Source organism: Geobacter hydrogenophilus (assembly GCF_018501225.1).
GTDB classification, from domain to species: domain Bacteria; phylum Desulfobacterota; class Desulfuromonadia; order Geobacterales; family Geobacteraceae; genus Geobacter; species Geobacter hydrogenophilus.
Window position 1 is genome coordinate 74,325 of sequence record NZ_JAHCZI010000004.1, and the last position, 15,382, is coordinate 89,706.

Genomic DNA, 15,382 nt, shown 5'->3' on the forward strand with positions numbered 1-15,382 from the left:
CACCTTCCGCCCTGTCATGCTTTTGCCTGATGGCGGTATCCCGTTGTCACCAGCATCTCCGCATCGTACGCTGTCCACTTTTCATTCTTGCCAACGGGGAACTTGTCGACTGTGCCACGGATTTTTTGCACTTCCGTAGCGCCCCTCCTTACGGCAATCCGGTAAGCATTCAGCGTCCTCCCGCTACAGGTCCCCTCGACCTCAACGTAGGCGCCCACTTCGGCCTCTCCATGTTCCGCCTTGATGAAGGCAGCCTTCGGTACGTTGACCTCCCTTCCGTCCACGTTCCAGATGCCGGTCATTCCTTCGGGGAGGCTTCTGACCGTGCCGGAGATCGTTCTTTTGTACTGTTCAGCCTCCGCATACTCTCTCTCGAATGCCGCGATCAGTTCCATTGCCAAAGTCTTGATGAAGTTCTTCATACTCTCCTCCTTTTCTGGGGCGGTTCCGGTTTCGGGAATCCCCCATGCTTTGACTTCAGCCTAGCAAAGCGAATATGAAGGGAGGATTAACGCCCGACATTTATTTCTGAAAAAATTTTGGAGGAGCCGCTCCTGCGGTAAGCCACCTTTTCCGCCATATACTCCATTGTAAAATTATGATTAACCATGGTAAATGGTAGATCGTTCGAGATCATTCAACCGCGGCAGTGACGACTCGCCTGGGGCCTGAATTATGAAAAAACTTTCCGATTACATCGTGGTCTGTACCTGCGGGCTGACGTTGTTCATGGTCCTCGTCATCTACCTCCTCGTTTCCCTTGGCTACGAGCAGATCGTGGAACGTCGGGCGGAGGCGAACGCCAAGACCATCTCGGACATGACCTTCAATTCCCTGTACCAAGTCATGCGAAAAGGATGGTCCCGGAAGGATGTGGCGGAGTTCCTCGACAGCAACCAACGGCTTTTCAAGAGCACCAACACCAACGTCGTCATCCACCAGAGCGAGGCGCTCGCCGTCCATTACGGCCGTACCTATGACGCACAGCCCGACCAGCATGTCCGTGACGTCTTCGCCACGGGGACACGCGGAAGTTTCCGGATGGGGTCCGTCATCCGGCATGTCTACCCCCTCACCGCGTCGGCTGAATGCCTGGGCTGCCACTCCACCTCCCGCAGCGGCGAGGTGCTTGGTGTCATCGACTCCCGCATTGATATCGGCCAGGAACTGCATGATTCCCGGCGCAAGATCATCCTGTTCCTTGCCCTGATCGCCCTGCTTCCCCTTTCCGCCTCCTTTTTTCTGGCCCGGGCCTTCAGCAACCGCGTGAACCGCTCCGTAACCGACCTCCAGAACCACATTGCAGGAGTAAACAGGGTCAGCGACCTGAAGGCGCTGGAGTTCCAGGACATGCAGCTCGGTTTTACCGAATTCTCCGACATGTTCGACGAGATGAAGAAGATCATCGGCAAGCTCCGAAACGTGGCCATCGACAAGGACATCCTGGAGTTCGAGGTAAAGCTCCTGGAGCGGTTCATCATCACCTCCGAGGTGGTCAAGGACTGGAAGGCCCATGTCAACCACATCCTCATCGAAATCAACGCCATCATGGACACCTACTTCTTTTTCTCCCTCTTCATGGTGGGGGAGGAGTCCTACGACATCGAGGTATTCTGGCGCAATACCCCGAGCGACCACCTGAAGCAGCTTTTCGAGACGATCATCCGGGGCCAGCTCGCCAAGAATCCCCATCTCCAGCATGTTGAAAATCTCCAGATTATCCATAACGTCGCCCTTCCCCTGGCATCTCTCCCTTCCCTCAAGGAGGAGGATATCGAGCTTCAAACCAAGGCGCTCTTCCTGCAGGCTCCGCAGATCGGAGGGATCGTGGGGATCGGCGTCATTTCGGAGCTCGGCAAGCACCCCGCCCGCGCGCTGGTGATCGAGAGCATCCTTGCAACGCTGCTCAACGTGGTCGGTTCGGTAAAGGCAATCTACAAGTACACCAAGGACCTCGAATTCTACTCGACCCGCGACCCCCTCACCAACCTGTGCAACCAGCGGGTCTTCTGGGAACTGCTCAACAACGAGATCGACCGGGCATCCCGGCACGACCACAACTTCGCCCTGCTCCACATCGACATCGACAACCTCAAGGTCGTCAACGACTCACTCGGCCACGTGTTCGGCGACCGCATCCTGCAGGGGATCAGCGAGGTGGTTAAATCGGGAATCCGCCGAGGGGATATTCCCGCCCGCTATGGGGGGGACGAATTTACGGTGATTCTTCCCGAGGCGAGCGGCCAGCAGGCGTATCTGGTGGCGCAACGGATCATGGACGACCTCAGGGGAGTTTCATTCGATCTTCCCGATGGCGGTACGCTGAAAGCCAGCGTCTCCATCGGCGTTTCCCTCTTCCCCACCCATGCGAAAACCGCCAAGGAACTTTTCATGATGGCCGACAACATGCGGTACAAGGCCAAGGCGTCAGGAAAGAACCAGATCGCCATTCCGACGGACGATGACCTTGCCGAGGTGTACCGGACGATCGGCGAAAAAAATATCATGATCCTGAAGGCCATCGAGGAGAGGAGGGTCATCCCCTATTTCCAGCCCATCGCCAACGTCGCAACCGGTGCGGTGGAGGCCCACGAGGTCCTGATGCGGATAAACCAGCCGGACAAGGTGATCTGCGCTGAAGAGTTCGTCGGCATTGCCGAGGCCATGGGGGTCATCAGCAAGATGGACTACCACCTGATGGAAAAGGTCTTCGAGCACGTCAGCGGCACCGCCTACCGGGGCTATCTCTTCATGAACATTTCACCCAAGGCCCTTATCCTGAATGAATTCATTCCGACCGTACGGAGATTCGGGCTTTTCGTCGTACCAGTACCTGAAGCGCTTCCCGGTGGATTTCATCAAAGTCGAGGGGGATTTTGTCCGGGGGATGACCGGAAAAAGCGGCGTGGACATGTCCATCGTGAAGAGTATCGCCACCCTTGCCAAAGGGCTCGGCATACGGACGGTGGGTGAGTATGTGGAGAGCGAGGATATCCTCAAGGCGGTCGAAGGGGTCGGCCTTACCTATGCGCAGGGATTCCACGTGGGGGTGCCGTCCCCCGAGCTGATCATCGCAGAACATCCGGGCACCTTTGACAGCTGATCAGGGTACCGTGGCCTCTCCCGCTTTTCCCGCCGAAGCCATGGCCCTCAGCCTGCCCACCCGTTCAACCACGGGAGGATGGGAATAGTAGAATGCCGCATAAAGGGGATGGGGGTGGAGGTTGGAGAGGTTCTCCGTGGAGAGCTTCACAAGGGCTGAGGCCAGAGCCTCAGCATCCCCCGTGATGTCGGTGGCGAAGCGGTCCGCCTCCCGCTCGTGGCGGCGGGAGAGCCAACTGGAAAGGGGAGTGAAGGGGAAGGAGGCGATGGAGCCCAGGAAGCCGAGGATGACGAGCCGCGCCGCGAAGGAGGCATCCGTCATGCCGACGAGACCCGGGAACCCCTCCCATCCCGTGAGTTTCCAGGCAAGCCACGAGCCGGCCAGGGCACCGGCTTCCGTGAGGATCAACCGCCGGCGGATATGCCCCTTCTTCCAGTGGCCGATCTCGTGGGCAAGGACCGCCAGGATCTCCCGGTGGCTCATCTGGCGTATAAGGGTGTCGTAAAGGACGATACGCTTTACCCGGCCGATGCCGGTGAAGTAGGCATTGGAGTGGCGGCTGCGCCGGGAGGCGTCCACCTGCATGACCCGGCTGACCCGAAGCCCGGCCCGTTCGCACAGGGAACGGATCTCATCCTCCAACCCCTCCTCAGTGACCGGTTCGAACCGGTTGAAGAGGGGCTCGATGACGTAGGGGGAGAGGTACATGAGGAAGAGGGAGACGAGGGCAAAGAACCCCCAGACCCAGAGCCACCAGAAGCGGGGGCTCCACGCCACGAGGGCGAAGGCCCCGGCCACCAGAAGTCCGGTCAGCACCACGGCGATGAGGGTCGATTTGGCCAGGTCCGAGAGCCAGAGGCCGGGACTCGTGGTGTTGAAGCCGTAGCGGACTTCGAGGCGGAAGGTCCCGTAGAGGTCAAAGGGGATGCCGAGGAACGTCTGGATGAGGGTGAGGCCCAGGAAGAAGAGGATACCCGAGAGGACAAAGGAGCCTCCCAGGGAGGCGATCCACCGGTCATAGGCCGGCAGAAGCCCGAAGAGGAACACGAGGAGGAGCACCGCGTCGAAGAGGGACTCAGCGAGCCCCAGGCGGCTCTGGTCAAGGGTATAGGCAACCGTCTTGCGGAGGGTTTCCGGCTCCACCGCCCCCTCGAAACCGGGGGGGACGGTGGAGCCGTACCGTTTCAGATGGCGGAGATTCAGCGCCCGCAGGAAGAAGCCGGCGCCGAGGGTGATGAGGTAGAAAACGATGATGACGGCAGTCATGGAGAAGGAGTGCGTCAGCGCTTCACGGCCCCTTCGTCGATGATGACCTGGTAGCGATAGCCGCCGCCGAAATCCTTGTCCTTGCGGAGAGTGCCGGTGGCGGTCACCACGTCGCCCACGGCCGGGAGGTCCTGGGTGGTGACGGTCAGGTCGTGGGTTCCCTTCTTGGCATCGCCGCTGCCATCCTGAAGATGGACCCAGTTTTTCCCCATGATGCCGGCGGACACCTTGATGACCTTGCCCCGCACGACCACGGTTTTTCCGTCGAGGCTCCCCCTCTGCCCGTAGACCTCGGCGATAGTGTGGGCGTTGGGACCGGCAGCCTTCTCAACCTTCACCTGTTCGGCCGGGGTTACCACGACCCCCTTGCTCCCCGGAGAGCTTTTACCCGCCGTACTTTCAACAGCCGATGCGAGCCCCTCGGAGAAATAGATGCTTTCGAAGGTGCGCTTGAGGGCCTTGCTGGCGAAGTTCTTCATCTCCATCCCCGGCTTGAGGGTTATCTCCCGTCCCATCTCCACGGGGGTTTCGGGGATGGCGGCCCAGGTCTTCTTGCCGTCCCGCTCCAGGAGAAGGTAGGTGTACCCACCGCTCGCCATGGTTTCCGTCACCTTCCCCGCCAGGGGAACGCCTGCCGGGGCGGCTGCCCCTCCCATGGAGGACGCGCCAGGACCAAAGGCGTGGGCACCGAGGGGGAGCGAAAGGGCAAGCGCGAAGGCTGTGATGCTGAGTGCTTTGTTCATCAATGGACTCCTTCAATAATGAGTTAATCGGCCCCTTCGCCGGAGGGGAAGGGAGCAGTGGATTTCAGACTACCCGCTTCAGGGAAAAGTGACAACCCCCTTCTTCAGGAGGCACCCTTTCCCGTCATGTCATCAGGATCTTGTTCTTCAGGATGAGAACCTCGAAGGCTAGAACCCCCTTGCGGGCAACGGCCTGGAGGGTCTCCTGCCTGGCGCCGAGAAGCTCCAGCCTTCCCACGGCGCAGAGGATGGCCACCACCCGCTTGTTCATGACTAGGGGAACAAGGATCATCCCCTCGGGTTCGTCCCCCCCCAGGGCCTTCAGCAGCCTCAGGTTTGCCGGAGTGCCGGCCACGGGGCCACGGTAGAAGACCCTGGCCTTGGTCACCGACAACAGCACTGACGGCTCGTCGAGACCGATCCGCAACTCTTCGAACCGGGGGACCGGTTTCCCGTCACCGAGGGCCATCCATCCCACCGCAGCATCCCGGGTGACGAGGAGGAGCGCTGCCCGATCGAACTCCTGACCCACGTAGTTCAGGAGGGCTCGCGCCACCCCATCCCGATCAGGGGCATCGACCAGCTCGCGGGAGAGGGTGTCGATGGTGTGCCGCTTGGCGGCTTCGATCCGGGGAGTGTCGTACCCCCCCTCTCCCCACGGAAAAAATTCCTCACCCTCCGCGGGGAGCGTCGAAAAATCGATCACCTCGCGCGGGGCAGCCATGGCCGCGTCAGCAGGTTTCGGCTGGTAGCTGCAGACCCTTCTCCCCCCCAATCCCTTCGACACCGGCAGATACCGAAGCTCCCGCTTGATGCCGTAGTATTTTTCGAGGGCCATCAGGAGCCTGATCTCCGGGGCCACCAGCGGCACGATGACATGGCCGGTCCGGAAGGCTATCTGATCGATGGCGGGGAGATCGGACGGATCGGCCATGACGAGGAACAGCCGCCGGTTCTCCAACCTGAGGGGGACCACCTGGAACTGTTCCACCACCTCTAGCGGCACCGCCTCTATAATGGCAGGGGGGATGTTCATGAGCTCGTCCGGGTCGACGCAGGGGACACGCAGCTTCTCGCTCAGGACCCCCGCCAGTTCCTCCTCGTCGATACATCCCATCTCGATAAGGTTCGTTCCGAGCCGTCCGCCGAAGATGACCTGGCTCCTCAAGGCCTCATCAAGCTGGTCCGGCGTGATCCGGCCTGCCTTGACCAGCATTTCTCCAAGTCTAAGCGCCATACGGTGCGTTTTACCTCCTGATTTTGTGCGCCTTCGCGGCGCGTCGTGATAGAGAGTCGCGGCTCAGCGAGCCAATGGCGCCAACGGGGCTGCGGGCGCATGGGGAGCCGCGGGGGCCACCGGCGCGAGGGGGAGGGCCGGCGCCCTCGGAGAAGGCGGTTCATGGGAAGCCGGCGCAAGACCTTCGCCAACGGGGCCCCTGCCTCCCCCGGGGAGGGGCCACCCCCCCCCAACGGCTCCGCCGTCATTACCCCGGGGGGAAAAGACTTCCCCTTCCCCGGCCGGTGCAGACCGCTCCACACCGATCATGGCGCCGTCCACCACGACGACTGCCAGAGCACAGAGGCAAAAGCCGAGATAGAGATTCCTCACCGCCAGATTGCGGCGGCCCGCCAGATTGTAGGCCAGGGAGAAGAGGGACGGTACAAGCGCCATCTCGACTCCGTAGATCCAGGCGTTGCTCGTCATCCCATGCCGGAGCAGCCCCAGCAGGGCACAGCCAAACACCACGACACAGAATACGCGATTCGGGACCAAGCGGAAAAAGCTCCCGGCCGCCGGAGAAAGGCCCCGGTCATCCTCCTGCTCGCGATGGTCGGCCGTCATCTCTCCCGATGTATGCGTTTCATGATATGAAACGATTGACCGATGGGCCTCGATGACAAGACGCAGCCGTTCTTCGGCTCGCCGCTGCATGACGGGGTCAGCGGAGAACCGGTCGGGATGCCACGCTGCAACCTGGTCGCGAAAGGCACGTTTTACCTCCGCGGGACTCGCGCCGGGTTTCAGCTGCAACAGATCAAAGGCACGGTGCAAATCGTTCATGACACACTGACCATCCTCACCTCAACGGGCGAAAAGCTCCCGTTCACAGGCAAGCAAATTACGAGCCAGCGAGAAAGCACTTTTCGCTCCGCGCATCCGGTGACATCTCACAAAAGTGCTATACTATTACTATACAACATTATTGCCGCCAGCCAGGAAAGGCACGGATCGGGAGACGCCACGAACCAGCATTGCTCCCGGCAATGTGTGGCTGACATGGCCGGGCAGCGGAAGAGGAGGAAACATGACAGGACGTGAGATTGAAAAGGAAATTCGAGACGGGAGGAAAGCTAACCAACCGTTCATCAAGTGGTGCCGGAAGGAGAACGACTTTGTCGACTACGAACTGGTTGACAGCTTCCTCGCCAGCGTGGGGAGCGGCGACGAGTTCGCCAGCTACGAACTCCTGACCGTGGACCAGATGTGGAATGTGCTCAAGGAGTTCGACCCGAAAGGGGTATCGCGGGGGGAAAAAGGGGGCGAGGAGGTTATCTTCTGGGAGCAGACGCTGGCTGATGGTACCACCAAGAACCGGACCTGCCCCTACACGCCCGACTCGCTCATGTCGGTTTTCGATGCGGTCACCAAGGGAAACCCGGTGGACTGATAGAGAGTCTGCTACGGCGCGGCCAGGGGGTTTTTCAGCTTTTCATCCTCGGCCGCGTCGTTATTTTCTGCATAGCCATAGAACTCCTCGATAACCTGCTGGCGGTCGCCGGCAGATGACAACACGTCGGAGCGGACCAGGGAATCGATGTCAATCTTGCGGAAATTGAGGCCGATCCCATCGTCGGTGGCCCTCACCACGTTGGCCTCAAGGCTGAAGGAAAGCTCCGACGACGAGCCATGGAAAAACATAGCCACATCCACTTTCTCATGGAGGGGAATCTTCTGGTCGGTCCTGACGAAGAGCCCCTTCAGGCTCAGATTCTCCACCTCGCCCCTGAAGGTCAGGTCCCGATGACGGACAACGGCCTCGGTGCGGAGGTCAACCCGCTCGAACTTTCTCTTTTCCACCCCATTTCCTCCCTTGGTCACTCTCGACACGTAACACTATATCTATCGACAGGCGCGGCGCAATCTTTAGCAAAAAAGAGGGATGAGGCCATCCTAACAGAAACTCTCCGGCAGATACAACGGAAACCTTGTCGTCGTCAGAACCCTCCCTTGTAGCGGAGGTACTTGGCCACCTGGTGGTATCCCTGTTCGCAGAGGAATTCCTTTTCCGACGAACTGAGGGAGAAGGTGAGGGGCGAAACCGTGCCGCAGTGGATGGTGATGGTGTCCTTCCACCTCCCTCCCTTGAGAAATTCCCGATCCATGGCGCCGTAGAATATGGAGAGGAGATCGGAACCGTAACGCCGCAGGCTCAGGACTGACGAGGCCGGCCGGCTCATGCTCCGCTTGGCGAAGGTCTTGATGGTGAGGGTGCGCGCCGCATCGGCGCACTGCCCCTCGATGATCCCTGCCATGAGGGAGCCGTCGATGAAAACGTAGTCCCGCCCCCGGTGGGAGTATTTCTTCCAGGCGAAAACGAGGGGAATCCCCATGGAAAAGCGGACGGCGGCGGAGACCTTCAGGTCGGGGTGATTGTCGCCGCAGAGGAGATGGGGGGTATGGTTGAGAATGTCGGTGGCAACGACGCCGAGAGGGATGCGCAAGCCGTCACCGAGATGCTTCCCCCCCAGCTTTTCGTCCAGCCACCGTTCCAGGGCGTCCCCCCGGCAGACCCCCATCCCGGCCAGGGCGCCCCGGGGCGAGAAGTCCCGGAATGACCCGATGTCGGTGTCAAGGGAGAGGCGGTGGAGTTCATCGGGGGAATACCCCGCAGCGTAGAGGGCCGCTACGATGCTTCCCCCCGAGGCGCCGATGATTTTTCCCACGGGAATCCGCAACTCCTCCACCGCCTTGAGGGCGCCGATGAACGCGGGGCAGCGGCTTCCGCCGCCGATGAACATGAGGGTCACCGGGCCGTTGGCCGGCCCAGGAGACATTGTGTGATAGTCAGGCATGACGTTTCCCCCCCGTAGATACTTCAACAATCCATAAAAGATAGCACAAAATGAACCGGTTGAGGGATGCTGACTGCTAGCAGATGCGGGGAAGCTGCTCTCCGGCCAGCATCTCCACGGCCCGCATGCCGCCGACGGCGGTTTCCATCTGCACCCGTGCGCCCCCCTCGGCCACGTGGCCGATGATTGCCGCATCCTTCCCAAGGGGATGCCCCTTGATGCGGGCCAGGACTCCCTCTGCGGCCTCGGGAGCCACCACGGCCAGGAGCTTCCCCTCGTTGGCCACGTAGAGGGGATCAAGACCGAGGATCGAGCAGACCCCTTTCACCGCCCCGTTGACGGGAAGAGCATCCTCCCGCAGGGTAATAGTCTTATCGGACTGAAGGGCGATTTCCTTGAGGGTCGTGGCAACCCCCCCCCGGGTCGGATCCCGCAGGACATGGACCGCCTCCCCCCCCGCGGCGATGATCTCGGCCACGAGACTGTTCAGGGCCGCGCAGTCACTCTGGATGGCGGCCTGGAGATCGAGCCCCTCCCGCCTGGCCATGACCGCGATTCCGTGGTCGCCGATGGTGCCGTTGATGATGACCACATCGCCGGCCCGGGCGTTGGCGCCGTTGATGGTAAAATCGTGCTCCACGGCCCCGATGCCGGAGGTGTTGATAAAGATCCGGTCAGCCTTCCCCTTGGGGACCACCTTGGTGTCGCCGGTGACGATCCTGACCCCGGCGGCATCGGCAGCACCCCGCATGGAGGCAAGAATCTCGGTCAGCTCGGTCCGGCTGAACCCTTCCTCTACGATGAGGCCGGCGCTGATGAAAAGGGGGCGTGCCCCCATCATGGCCAGGTCGTTCACGGTGCCGTTTACGGCCAGGCACCCGATGTCGCCGCCGGGGAAGAAGATGGGGTCCACCACGTAGGAGTCGGTGGTGAAGGCGAGCCTCTGGCCGCCATGCTCCACCACTGCCGCGTCGTTCTGGCCAGCTAGGGGAATGCCCGAGAGGGTCGGTATGATGAGGTCGTCCAGGAGCTGGTGGGAAAGCTTCCCGCCGCTGCCGTGGCCCAGAAGGATAAGGTCTTTGTTCACAGGATTCTCCGAACAGTCATTTTTTCTTTGTCTCTGGTCACTGGCCATACTTGTACGCCGCCGCGCAGGTTCCCTCGGAGGAGACCATGCAGGCCCCCACGGGGGATTCGGGGGTGCAGGCACCGCCAAAGAGGGGACAGTCGGCCGGGGTCACCTTCCCCTTGAGGATCTCGCCGCAGAGGCATCCCGCGTGTTCCCGGGTCTCCTCCACCGCCACGGAAATCGCCTTCTCGGCGTCAAACGCAGCATAGGCGTCGGCGATCCGCAGGCCGCTCCCCGGGATGACTCCGATGCCCCGCCAGGGGGCATCGCAGGGGGTGAATACCTCCCGGATCACCTCCTGGGCCTTCCGGTTCCCCTCGGGCCGTACCACTCTGCTGTACTGGGTCTCCACCCGGCTCTCCCCCGCCACCACCTGGCGGACCAGCATCTCGACCCCCTGCATGACGTCGGCGGGCTCGAAGCCGGTGATGACACAGGGGATATGGAACTCCTCGGCCAGGAAGCGGTAGATGTCCGGCCCGGTGATGGTGCTTACGTGGGCGGGGCAGATGTAGCCGTCGATCTTCAGGTCCGGGTCGGCGGAGAGGACCCCCATGGGCTTCGGCATGGTCTTGTGGGCTGCCAGCACGAAGTAGTTGGCAAGCCCCTGTCTTTTCGCCGCCAGGATGCTCCCGCCGATGGCCGGGGCCGTGGTCTCGAAGCCGACGCCGAGAAAGACCACCCGCCTCTCCGGATTCCTGGCGGCAATGGCGACGGCATCCAGGGGAGAGTAGACGATCCGGATGTCGGCCCCCCGGGCCCGCTCCTCCTGGAGCGACGACGTGGAGCCGGGGACCCGGACCATGTCGCCGAAGGTGGCGACGATGACACCGGGGAGCCGGCAGAGGGCCACGGCCCGGTCCAGGTACTCGTTGGGAGTGACGCAGACCGGACAGCCCGGCCCGGAGATGAGCCGCACCTGGGGAGGAAGCAGGGTGCGGAGCCCGTACTGATAGATCGACATGGTATGGGTGCCGCAGACCTCCATGAAGGTCATGGGCTCCGTGCGCCCGGTCACGTGCTCCCTGATCCGGGCGGCAAGGCCCAGCACCACATGGCGGTCGCGGAATTCGTCCTGATACTTCATACGTTTCTCCTCAGAAACGTGGATTTTTCGCAAGGTCAAGGCGCTCAAAGGATTGAGCGGAGGCGTACTATAGGTACGCCGCACAAGCAATCCTGAAGATCAACGCCGAGATTGCGGAAAAGCCGCGTTTCTATGCCATGTCCTCCGGCTTGAACACCTCTCTCATGAGCTTCAAGGTTTCCTGGGCATCCTCCTCGTCGAGGCGGGAGATGGCAAAGCCCGCGTGGACGATGACGAAATCCCCTTCCTTCACCTCTTCATCGAGGAGCATGAGGCTCGCTTCCTTCCTCACTCCGTCGATCTCGGCAACGATGTTGCCGTCGCCGATGCTGACCACCTGCATGGGTACTCCAAGACACATAAATCCTATTCTCCTTTTCGTGCTCCGTATCCTGCGATTATCGCCTGCCCCAGGGCCAGCCCCCCGTCGTTGGGAGGAACAAGCCGGTGGGTGTAGACATGGAATCCCTGATCGGTCAGGGTCTGGAAAACCCCTTCCGTCAACAGTTTGTTCTGGAAAACGCCCCCGGAGAGGGCGACACGGTCCAGGCCGTCCACAGCGCGAATCTGGGCACAGAGGTCCGTTACCGCCCCGGCAAGGGTGTTGTGGAAGGCCCGGGCCAACTCCTCCACCGGCCGGCCAGCGGACACATCCTCCGCGAGAGCCCGGACCATGAGCCGGAAATCGATCTCGGCACCGCCGTTTTTGCGAACAATGGCATAGGGGTACAGGGACGCCGTATCGCACCCTTCGGCCAGGGCCTCCAGTTCCATGGCCGCCTGCCCCTCGAAGGAAACCTTTGCCCGCACCCCCATGGTGGCCGCCACGGCGTCAAAGAGCCGGCCGCAGCTGGAGGTAAGGGGAGAATTGATCCGCCGCTCAAGCATCCGGAGAAAGAGGGGACGCTCCGACTCGGCAACATCAGCAAGCCACGGAAGGGAAAGGTCGAAGAGCCCGGCGCCGAAAGCGTCGTGGAGATAGGAGAGCGCCATGCGGAACGGCTCCCGCACCGCGGCGTCGCCGCCGGGAAGGGGGACCTGCCGGAGGTGGCCGGCACGCCAGAAGCCCCCGTACCCCCCCACGAGGAACTCTCCCCCCCAGACGGTGCCGTCCGTGCCGTAGCCGGTGCCGTCGAAGATGACACCGATCACCTCCCCGTCGAGGCCGTTCTCGGCCATGCAGGATGCCAGGTGGGCATGGTGGTGCTGGACCGCCATACGCGGCAGCCCCACCATTCCCTCGACAAAGGCCGTGGAGAGGTAGTCGGGGTGGAGGTCGTGGGCCACAAGCTCCGGGGTTATCTCCAGGAGCCCCTGGAGGTGTGCGGTCGTCTCCGCCAAAGAATCGAGGGTGGCGGCGTTTTTCAGGTCACCGATGTGCTGGCTCATGACGGCCCGGTCCCCCCGGGCAAGGCAGACGGTCCCCTTCAGCTCGGCCCCCACGGCGAGAACGGCCGGAACCTCCACGGGAATCCGCACCTCCCGCGGCACATACCCCCGGGACCGGCGCAGGAAGAGGGGATTCCCCCGGAAGACCCGGATCACGGAGTCGTCGGTGCGGGTATGGATCTCCCGGTCGTGGACCAGGAACGCATCGGCGATTGACGCGAGCCGCTCCCTGGCCTCGGTGTCCCGGTAGGCGATGGGTTCGTCGGAGAGGTTGCCGCTCGTCATGACCAGGGCCGTGAACCGGCCCCGCAGGAGGAGATGGTGGAGCGGCGCATAGGGGAGCATGGTCCCGAAGTAGCCGTTGGACGGGGCCACCAGGGGGGAGACGGGATTGCCGGGGCGCTGCCGCAGGAGCACGATGGGGTGCTCGGGGGCGACCAGGAGCCGTTCCTCCACGGCGTCGGGAAGGGCAAAGGTCCGCACCGCCGCCAGGTCGGGGGCCATGAGGGCGAAGGGCTTCTCGTCCCGGGCCTTGCAGCGGCGCAGCTCCCGCACCGCACCGTCGTTCAGGGCGTCCACCGCCAGGTGATAGCCGCCGATTCCCTTCACGGCCACGATCTTCCCCTGGGAGAGAAGCGCCGCAGCCTCCTCCACGGGATCCCCCGGCAGGTCCCGATCGTCGGCGTCCACGAGCCTGAGCCGGGGGCCGCAGTCCGGGCAGGCCACCGGCTGGGCATGGAAGCGGCGGTCCCGGGGGTCCTCGTACTCGGCCCGGCAGGCATCACAGAGGGGAAAGGGGGCCATGGTGGTGTTGGGGCGGTCGTAGGGGATGGCGGTGATGAGGGAGTAGCGGGGGCCGCAGTTGGTGCAGGTGATGAAGGGGTAGCGATGGCGGCGGTCGGCGGGGTCGAAGAGCTCCCGGAGGCAATCGGGGCAGACGTCGCCGTCCGGGGCCACCCGCACCGGCCCGGCGCTCCCCTCGCTGTAGCGGATGGCGAAGGCGGTCTCCCCCGCCGGCGGGATCCCCTCGGTTGCAATCGAAGCGATGACAGCCAGAGGGGGGGGGTTCACCGTAAGGTCACCCACGAAGGAGGCGAGTCGCCCGGCATCCCCCTCCGCCTCCACGACGACCCCGGCGGTGGTGTTCCGCACCCAACCGGCAACGCCATGGTGCTCCGCAAGGCGGAAGACGAAGGGACGGAAGCCGACCCCCTGGACGATCCCCTCGATGGTTATCCTGGTGCGGATGACGTCAGTCATGGGACGAAGCGCGGCGTTATCCCTTCACAGCGGCGATGCAGCCGGCAAGCCAGCCGTACCAGGCGTCCATCCCCTCTCCGGTGCGGCTGGAAATCTCGAAGATGGTGATGCCGGGGCTCACGCGACGGGCCATTTCCTTGCACTTCTCCACGTCGAAGTCCACGTAGGGGAGGAGATCCACCTTGTTGAGGAGCATTACGTCGGCGGCATGAAACATGTTCGGATACTTGAGGGGTTTGTCCTCCCCCTCGGTCACCGAGAGGACCACCACCTTGTGGTGTTCCCCCAGATCGAAGGAAGCGGGACAGACCAGGTTCCCCACGTTCTCCACCAGAAGGAGATCGAGGGCGTTCAGGTCGAACTCCTCAACGGCGTGGCCCACCATGTGGGCGTCCAGGTGGCAGCCGGCGCCGGTGTTGATCTGCTTCACCGGCACACCGGTGGAAGCGATGCGGACGGCGTCATTGTCTGTCTGCTGGTCCCCCTCGATGACGGCGCAGCGATACCGGGCGGACAGGTCCTTCAGGGTCCGCTCCAGGGTAGTGGTCTTCCCCGAACCGGGGGAGCTCACGAGATTGAGGGCGAAGATCCCCTTGGCGGCGAAGAGTGTCCGGTTTTCGGCGGCGAAGCGGTTGTTGCGGGCGAGGATGTCCAGCTCGACGGCGATCTTGTGGGCTTCTTTCCCTTCGCTGTGATTATGGTGGTGATGGTCGTGGTGATGGTGGTGATGGGTATCGGTTTCGCAACCGCAGGTGGTGCACATGTCGAAACGGCCTCCTGTCCTTGGTGGCTTCATGAGAGGAAATTGTCTTTTCTCTCAACTAGTTACCAAGGAGCCTATAGTATTCGGCAATAAAGGTCAAGCATCTGGTCCAAAGCATCAGTGGGCTGTTCTTCATGTTTGTATTGCCCGCCCTTTGTGCTATTCTTCTTTCTATTCTTTGCTGTTTTTCCATCTCGCCACGGAGTACGATCACATGCGCACAGCTCCCCTTCTCTTCGTTGCCCTGGCAGCCGTTCTGACCACCGGATGCGCCATGCTCACGTCCTGGAAGAGCATCCCCCCCCCTGGCGGCTGCGACCAGTGCCACACGATCCCCATCAGCGCCAACTGGCAGGTGGCCTACCAGCCGGCGATCCTCTCCGACGAGCGCGACCGCCCCTACTTCCAGACCGAAGGGTATACCATGCCCCAACCCGCCAAACCGTCCTCTCCCCTGGACATCCGGAAGGTGGACGAACTCCCCTGTTTCGAATGCCACAAATCGCCTACTCCGGCCCACAAGGGGCGGATCGGAAAATTCCACCACTGAGGGAACCATATCGATTTC

General features: G+C 62.2%; 16 protein-coding genes. 4 read left to right on the forward strand and 12 right to left on the reverse strand.

The features are described from left to right. Nucleotides 1-14: 14 nt before the first annotated feature. Complete coding sequence (locus tag KI811_RS08600) at nt 15-422, reverse strand: hypothetical protein (protein WP_214186065.1); 408 nt, start codon at nt 420-422, stop codon at nt 15-17. A 253-nt stretch (nt 423-675) separates the two neighbouring features. Here KI811_RS08600 and KI811_RS18900 point away from each other — a divergent pair, with 253 nt between their 5' ends. Together KI811_RS18900 and KI811_RS18615 are read left to right on the forward strand one after the other, a co-directional pair. Then, a complete protein-coding gene (locus KI811_RS18900; protein WP_214186066.1) occupies nt 676-2,973 on the forward strand; it encodes a diguanylate cyclase in 2,298 nt (765 codons plus the stop codon). Continuing rightward, entirely contained in the window at nt 2,858-3,103 is a 246-nt protein-coding gene (locus KI811_RS18615; RefSeq protein WP_281875432.1) for an EAL domain-containing protein, read from the forward strand. The genes KI811_RS18900 and KI811_RS18615 overlap by 116 nt, the downstream gene beginning before the upstream one ends. On the opposite strand, the gene KI811_RS08615 is transcribed toward KI811_RS18615, so the two are convergent. The 4 genes from KI811_RS08615 to KI811_RS08630 all read right to left on the reverse strand — a co-directional run bounded on the left by KI811_RS08615 (nt 3,104) and on the right by KI811_RS08630 (nt 7,174). Continuing rightward, nucleotides 3,104-4,369 carry a M48 family metallopeptidase gene (locus KI811_RS08615; RefSeq protein ID WP_214186067.1) on the reverse strand — a complete coding sequence of 422 codons (1,266 nt, stop codon included), beginning with the start codon at nt 4,367-4,369 and terminating at the stop codon, nt 3,104-3,106. A gap of 14 nt (nt 4,370-4,383) precedes the next feature. Continuing rightward, nucleotides 4,384-5,112 (reverse strand): OB-fold nucleic acid binding domain-containing protein, encoded by a 729-nt coding sequence (locus tag KI811_RS08620; protein WP_214186068.1) that lies wholly within the window; start codon nt 5,110-5,112, stop codon nt 4,384-4,386. A 124-nt stretch (nt 5,113-5,236) separates the two neighbouring features. Continuing rightward, nucleotides 5,237-6,349, reverse strand: coding sequence for a cyclic di-GMP-binding domain-containing protein, MshE-related (locus KI811_RS08625; protein ID WP_214186069.1), 1,113 nt, complete (start codon nt 6,347-6,349; stop codon nt 5,237-5,239). Nucleotides 6,350-6,412: 63 nt separating this feature from the next. Next, nucleotides 6,413-7,174, reverse strand: coding sequence for a J domain-containing protein (locus KI811_RS08630; protein ID WP_214186070.1), 762 nt, complete (start codon nt 7,172-7,174; stop codon nt 6,413-6,415). A gap of 244 nt (nt 7,175-7,418) precedes the next feature. Between KI811_RS08630 and KI811_RS08635 the strand changes: the two genes are divergently transcribed. Further along, the gene (locus KI811_RS08635) at nt 7,419-7,781 is read left to right on the forward strand and encodes a hypothetical protein (RefSeq protein ID WP_214186071.1); all 363 of its coding nucleotides are present in this window, start codon (nt 7,419-7,421) and stop codon (nt 7,779-7,781) included. A gap of 11 nt (nt 7,782-7,792) precedes the next feature. On the opposite strand, the gene KI811_RS08640 is transcribed toward KI811_RS08635, so the two are convergent. The 7 genes from KI811_RS08640 to hypB form a co-directional block, all read right to left on the reverse strand. Next, nucleotides 7,793-8,191 (reverse strand): PilZ domain-containing protein, encoded by a 399-nt coding sequence (locus KI811_RS08640; protein WP_214186072.1) that lies wholly within the window; start codon nt 8,189-8,191, stop codon nt 7,793-7,795. 137 nt (nt 8,192-8,328) lie between these two features. Beyond that, the gene (locus KI811_RS08645; protein WP_214186073.1) at nt 8,329-9,186 is read right to left on the reverse strand and encodes a patatin-like phospholipase family protein; all 858 of its coding nucleotides are present in this window, start codon (nt 9,184-9,186) and stop codon (nt 8,329-8,331) included. A gap of 76 nt (nt 9,187-9,262) precedes the next feature. Next, nucleotides 9,263-10,273: a hydrogenase expression/formation protein HypE gene (gene hypE, locus KI811_RS08650; protein ID WP_214186074.1), complete on the reverse strand. Its 1,011-nt coding sequence runs from the start codon at nt 10,271-10,273 to the stop codon at nt 9,263-9,265. A gap of 37 nt (nt 10,274-10,310) precedes the next feature. Beyond that, complete coding sequence (gene hypD, locus KI811_RS08655) at nt 10,311-11,402, reverse strand: hydrogenase formation protein HypD (protein WP_214186075.1); 1,092 nt, start codon at nt 11,400-11,402, stop codon at nt 10,311-10,313. A gap of 130 nt (nt 11,403-11,532) precedes the next feature. Continuing rightward, nucleotides 11,533-11,763, reverse strand: coding sequence for a HypC/HybG/HupF family hydrogenase formation chaperone (locus KI811_RS08660; RefSeq protein WP_214186076.1), 231 nt, complete (start codon nt 11,761-11,763; stop codon nt 11,533-11,535). A 5-nt stretch (nt 11,764-11,768) separates the two neighbouring features. Further along, a complete protein-coding gene (hypF, locus tag KI811_RS08665; RefSeq protein WP_214186077.1) occupies nt 11,769-14,051 on the reverse strand; it encodes a carbamoyltransferase HypF in 2,283 nt (760 codons plus the stop codon). Nucleotides 14,052-14,067: 16 nt separating this feature from the next. Further along, complete coding sequence (hypB, locus tag KI811_RS08670) at nt 14,068-14,814, reverse strand: hydrogenase nickel incorporation protein HypB (RefSeq protein ID WP_214186078.1); 747 nt, start codon at nt 14,812-14,814, stop codon at nt 14,068-14,070. 214 nt (nt 14,815-15,028) lie between these two features. Here hypB and KI811_RS08675 point away from each other — a divergent pair, with 214 nt between their 5' ends. Continuing rightward, the gene (locus KI811_RS08675; protein WP_214186079.1) at nt 15,029-15,364 is read left to right on the forward strand and encodes a cytochrome C; all 336 of its coding nucleotides are present in this window, start codon (nt 15,029-15,031) and stop codon (nt 15,362-15,364) included. Nucleotides 15,365-15,382 lie beyond the last annotated feature (18 nt).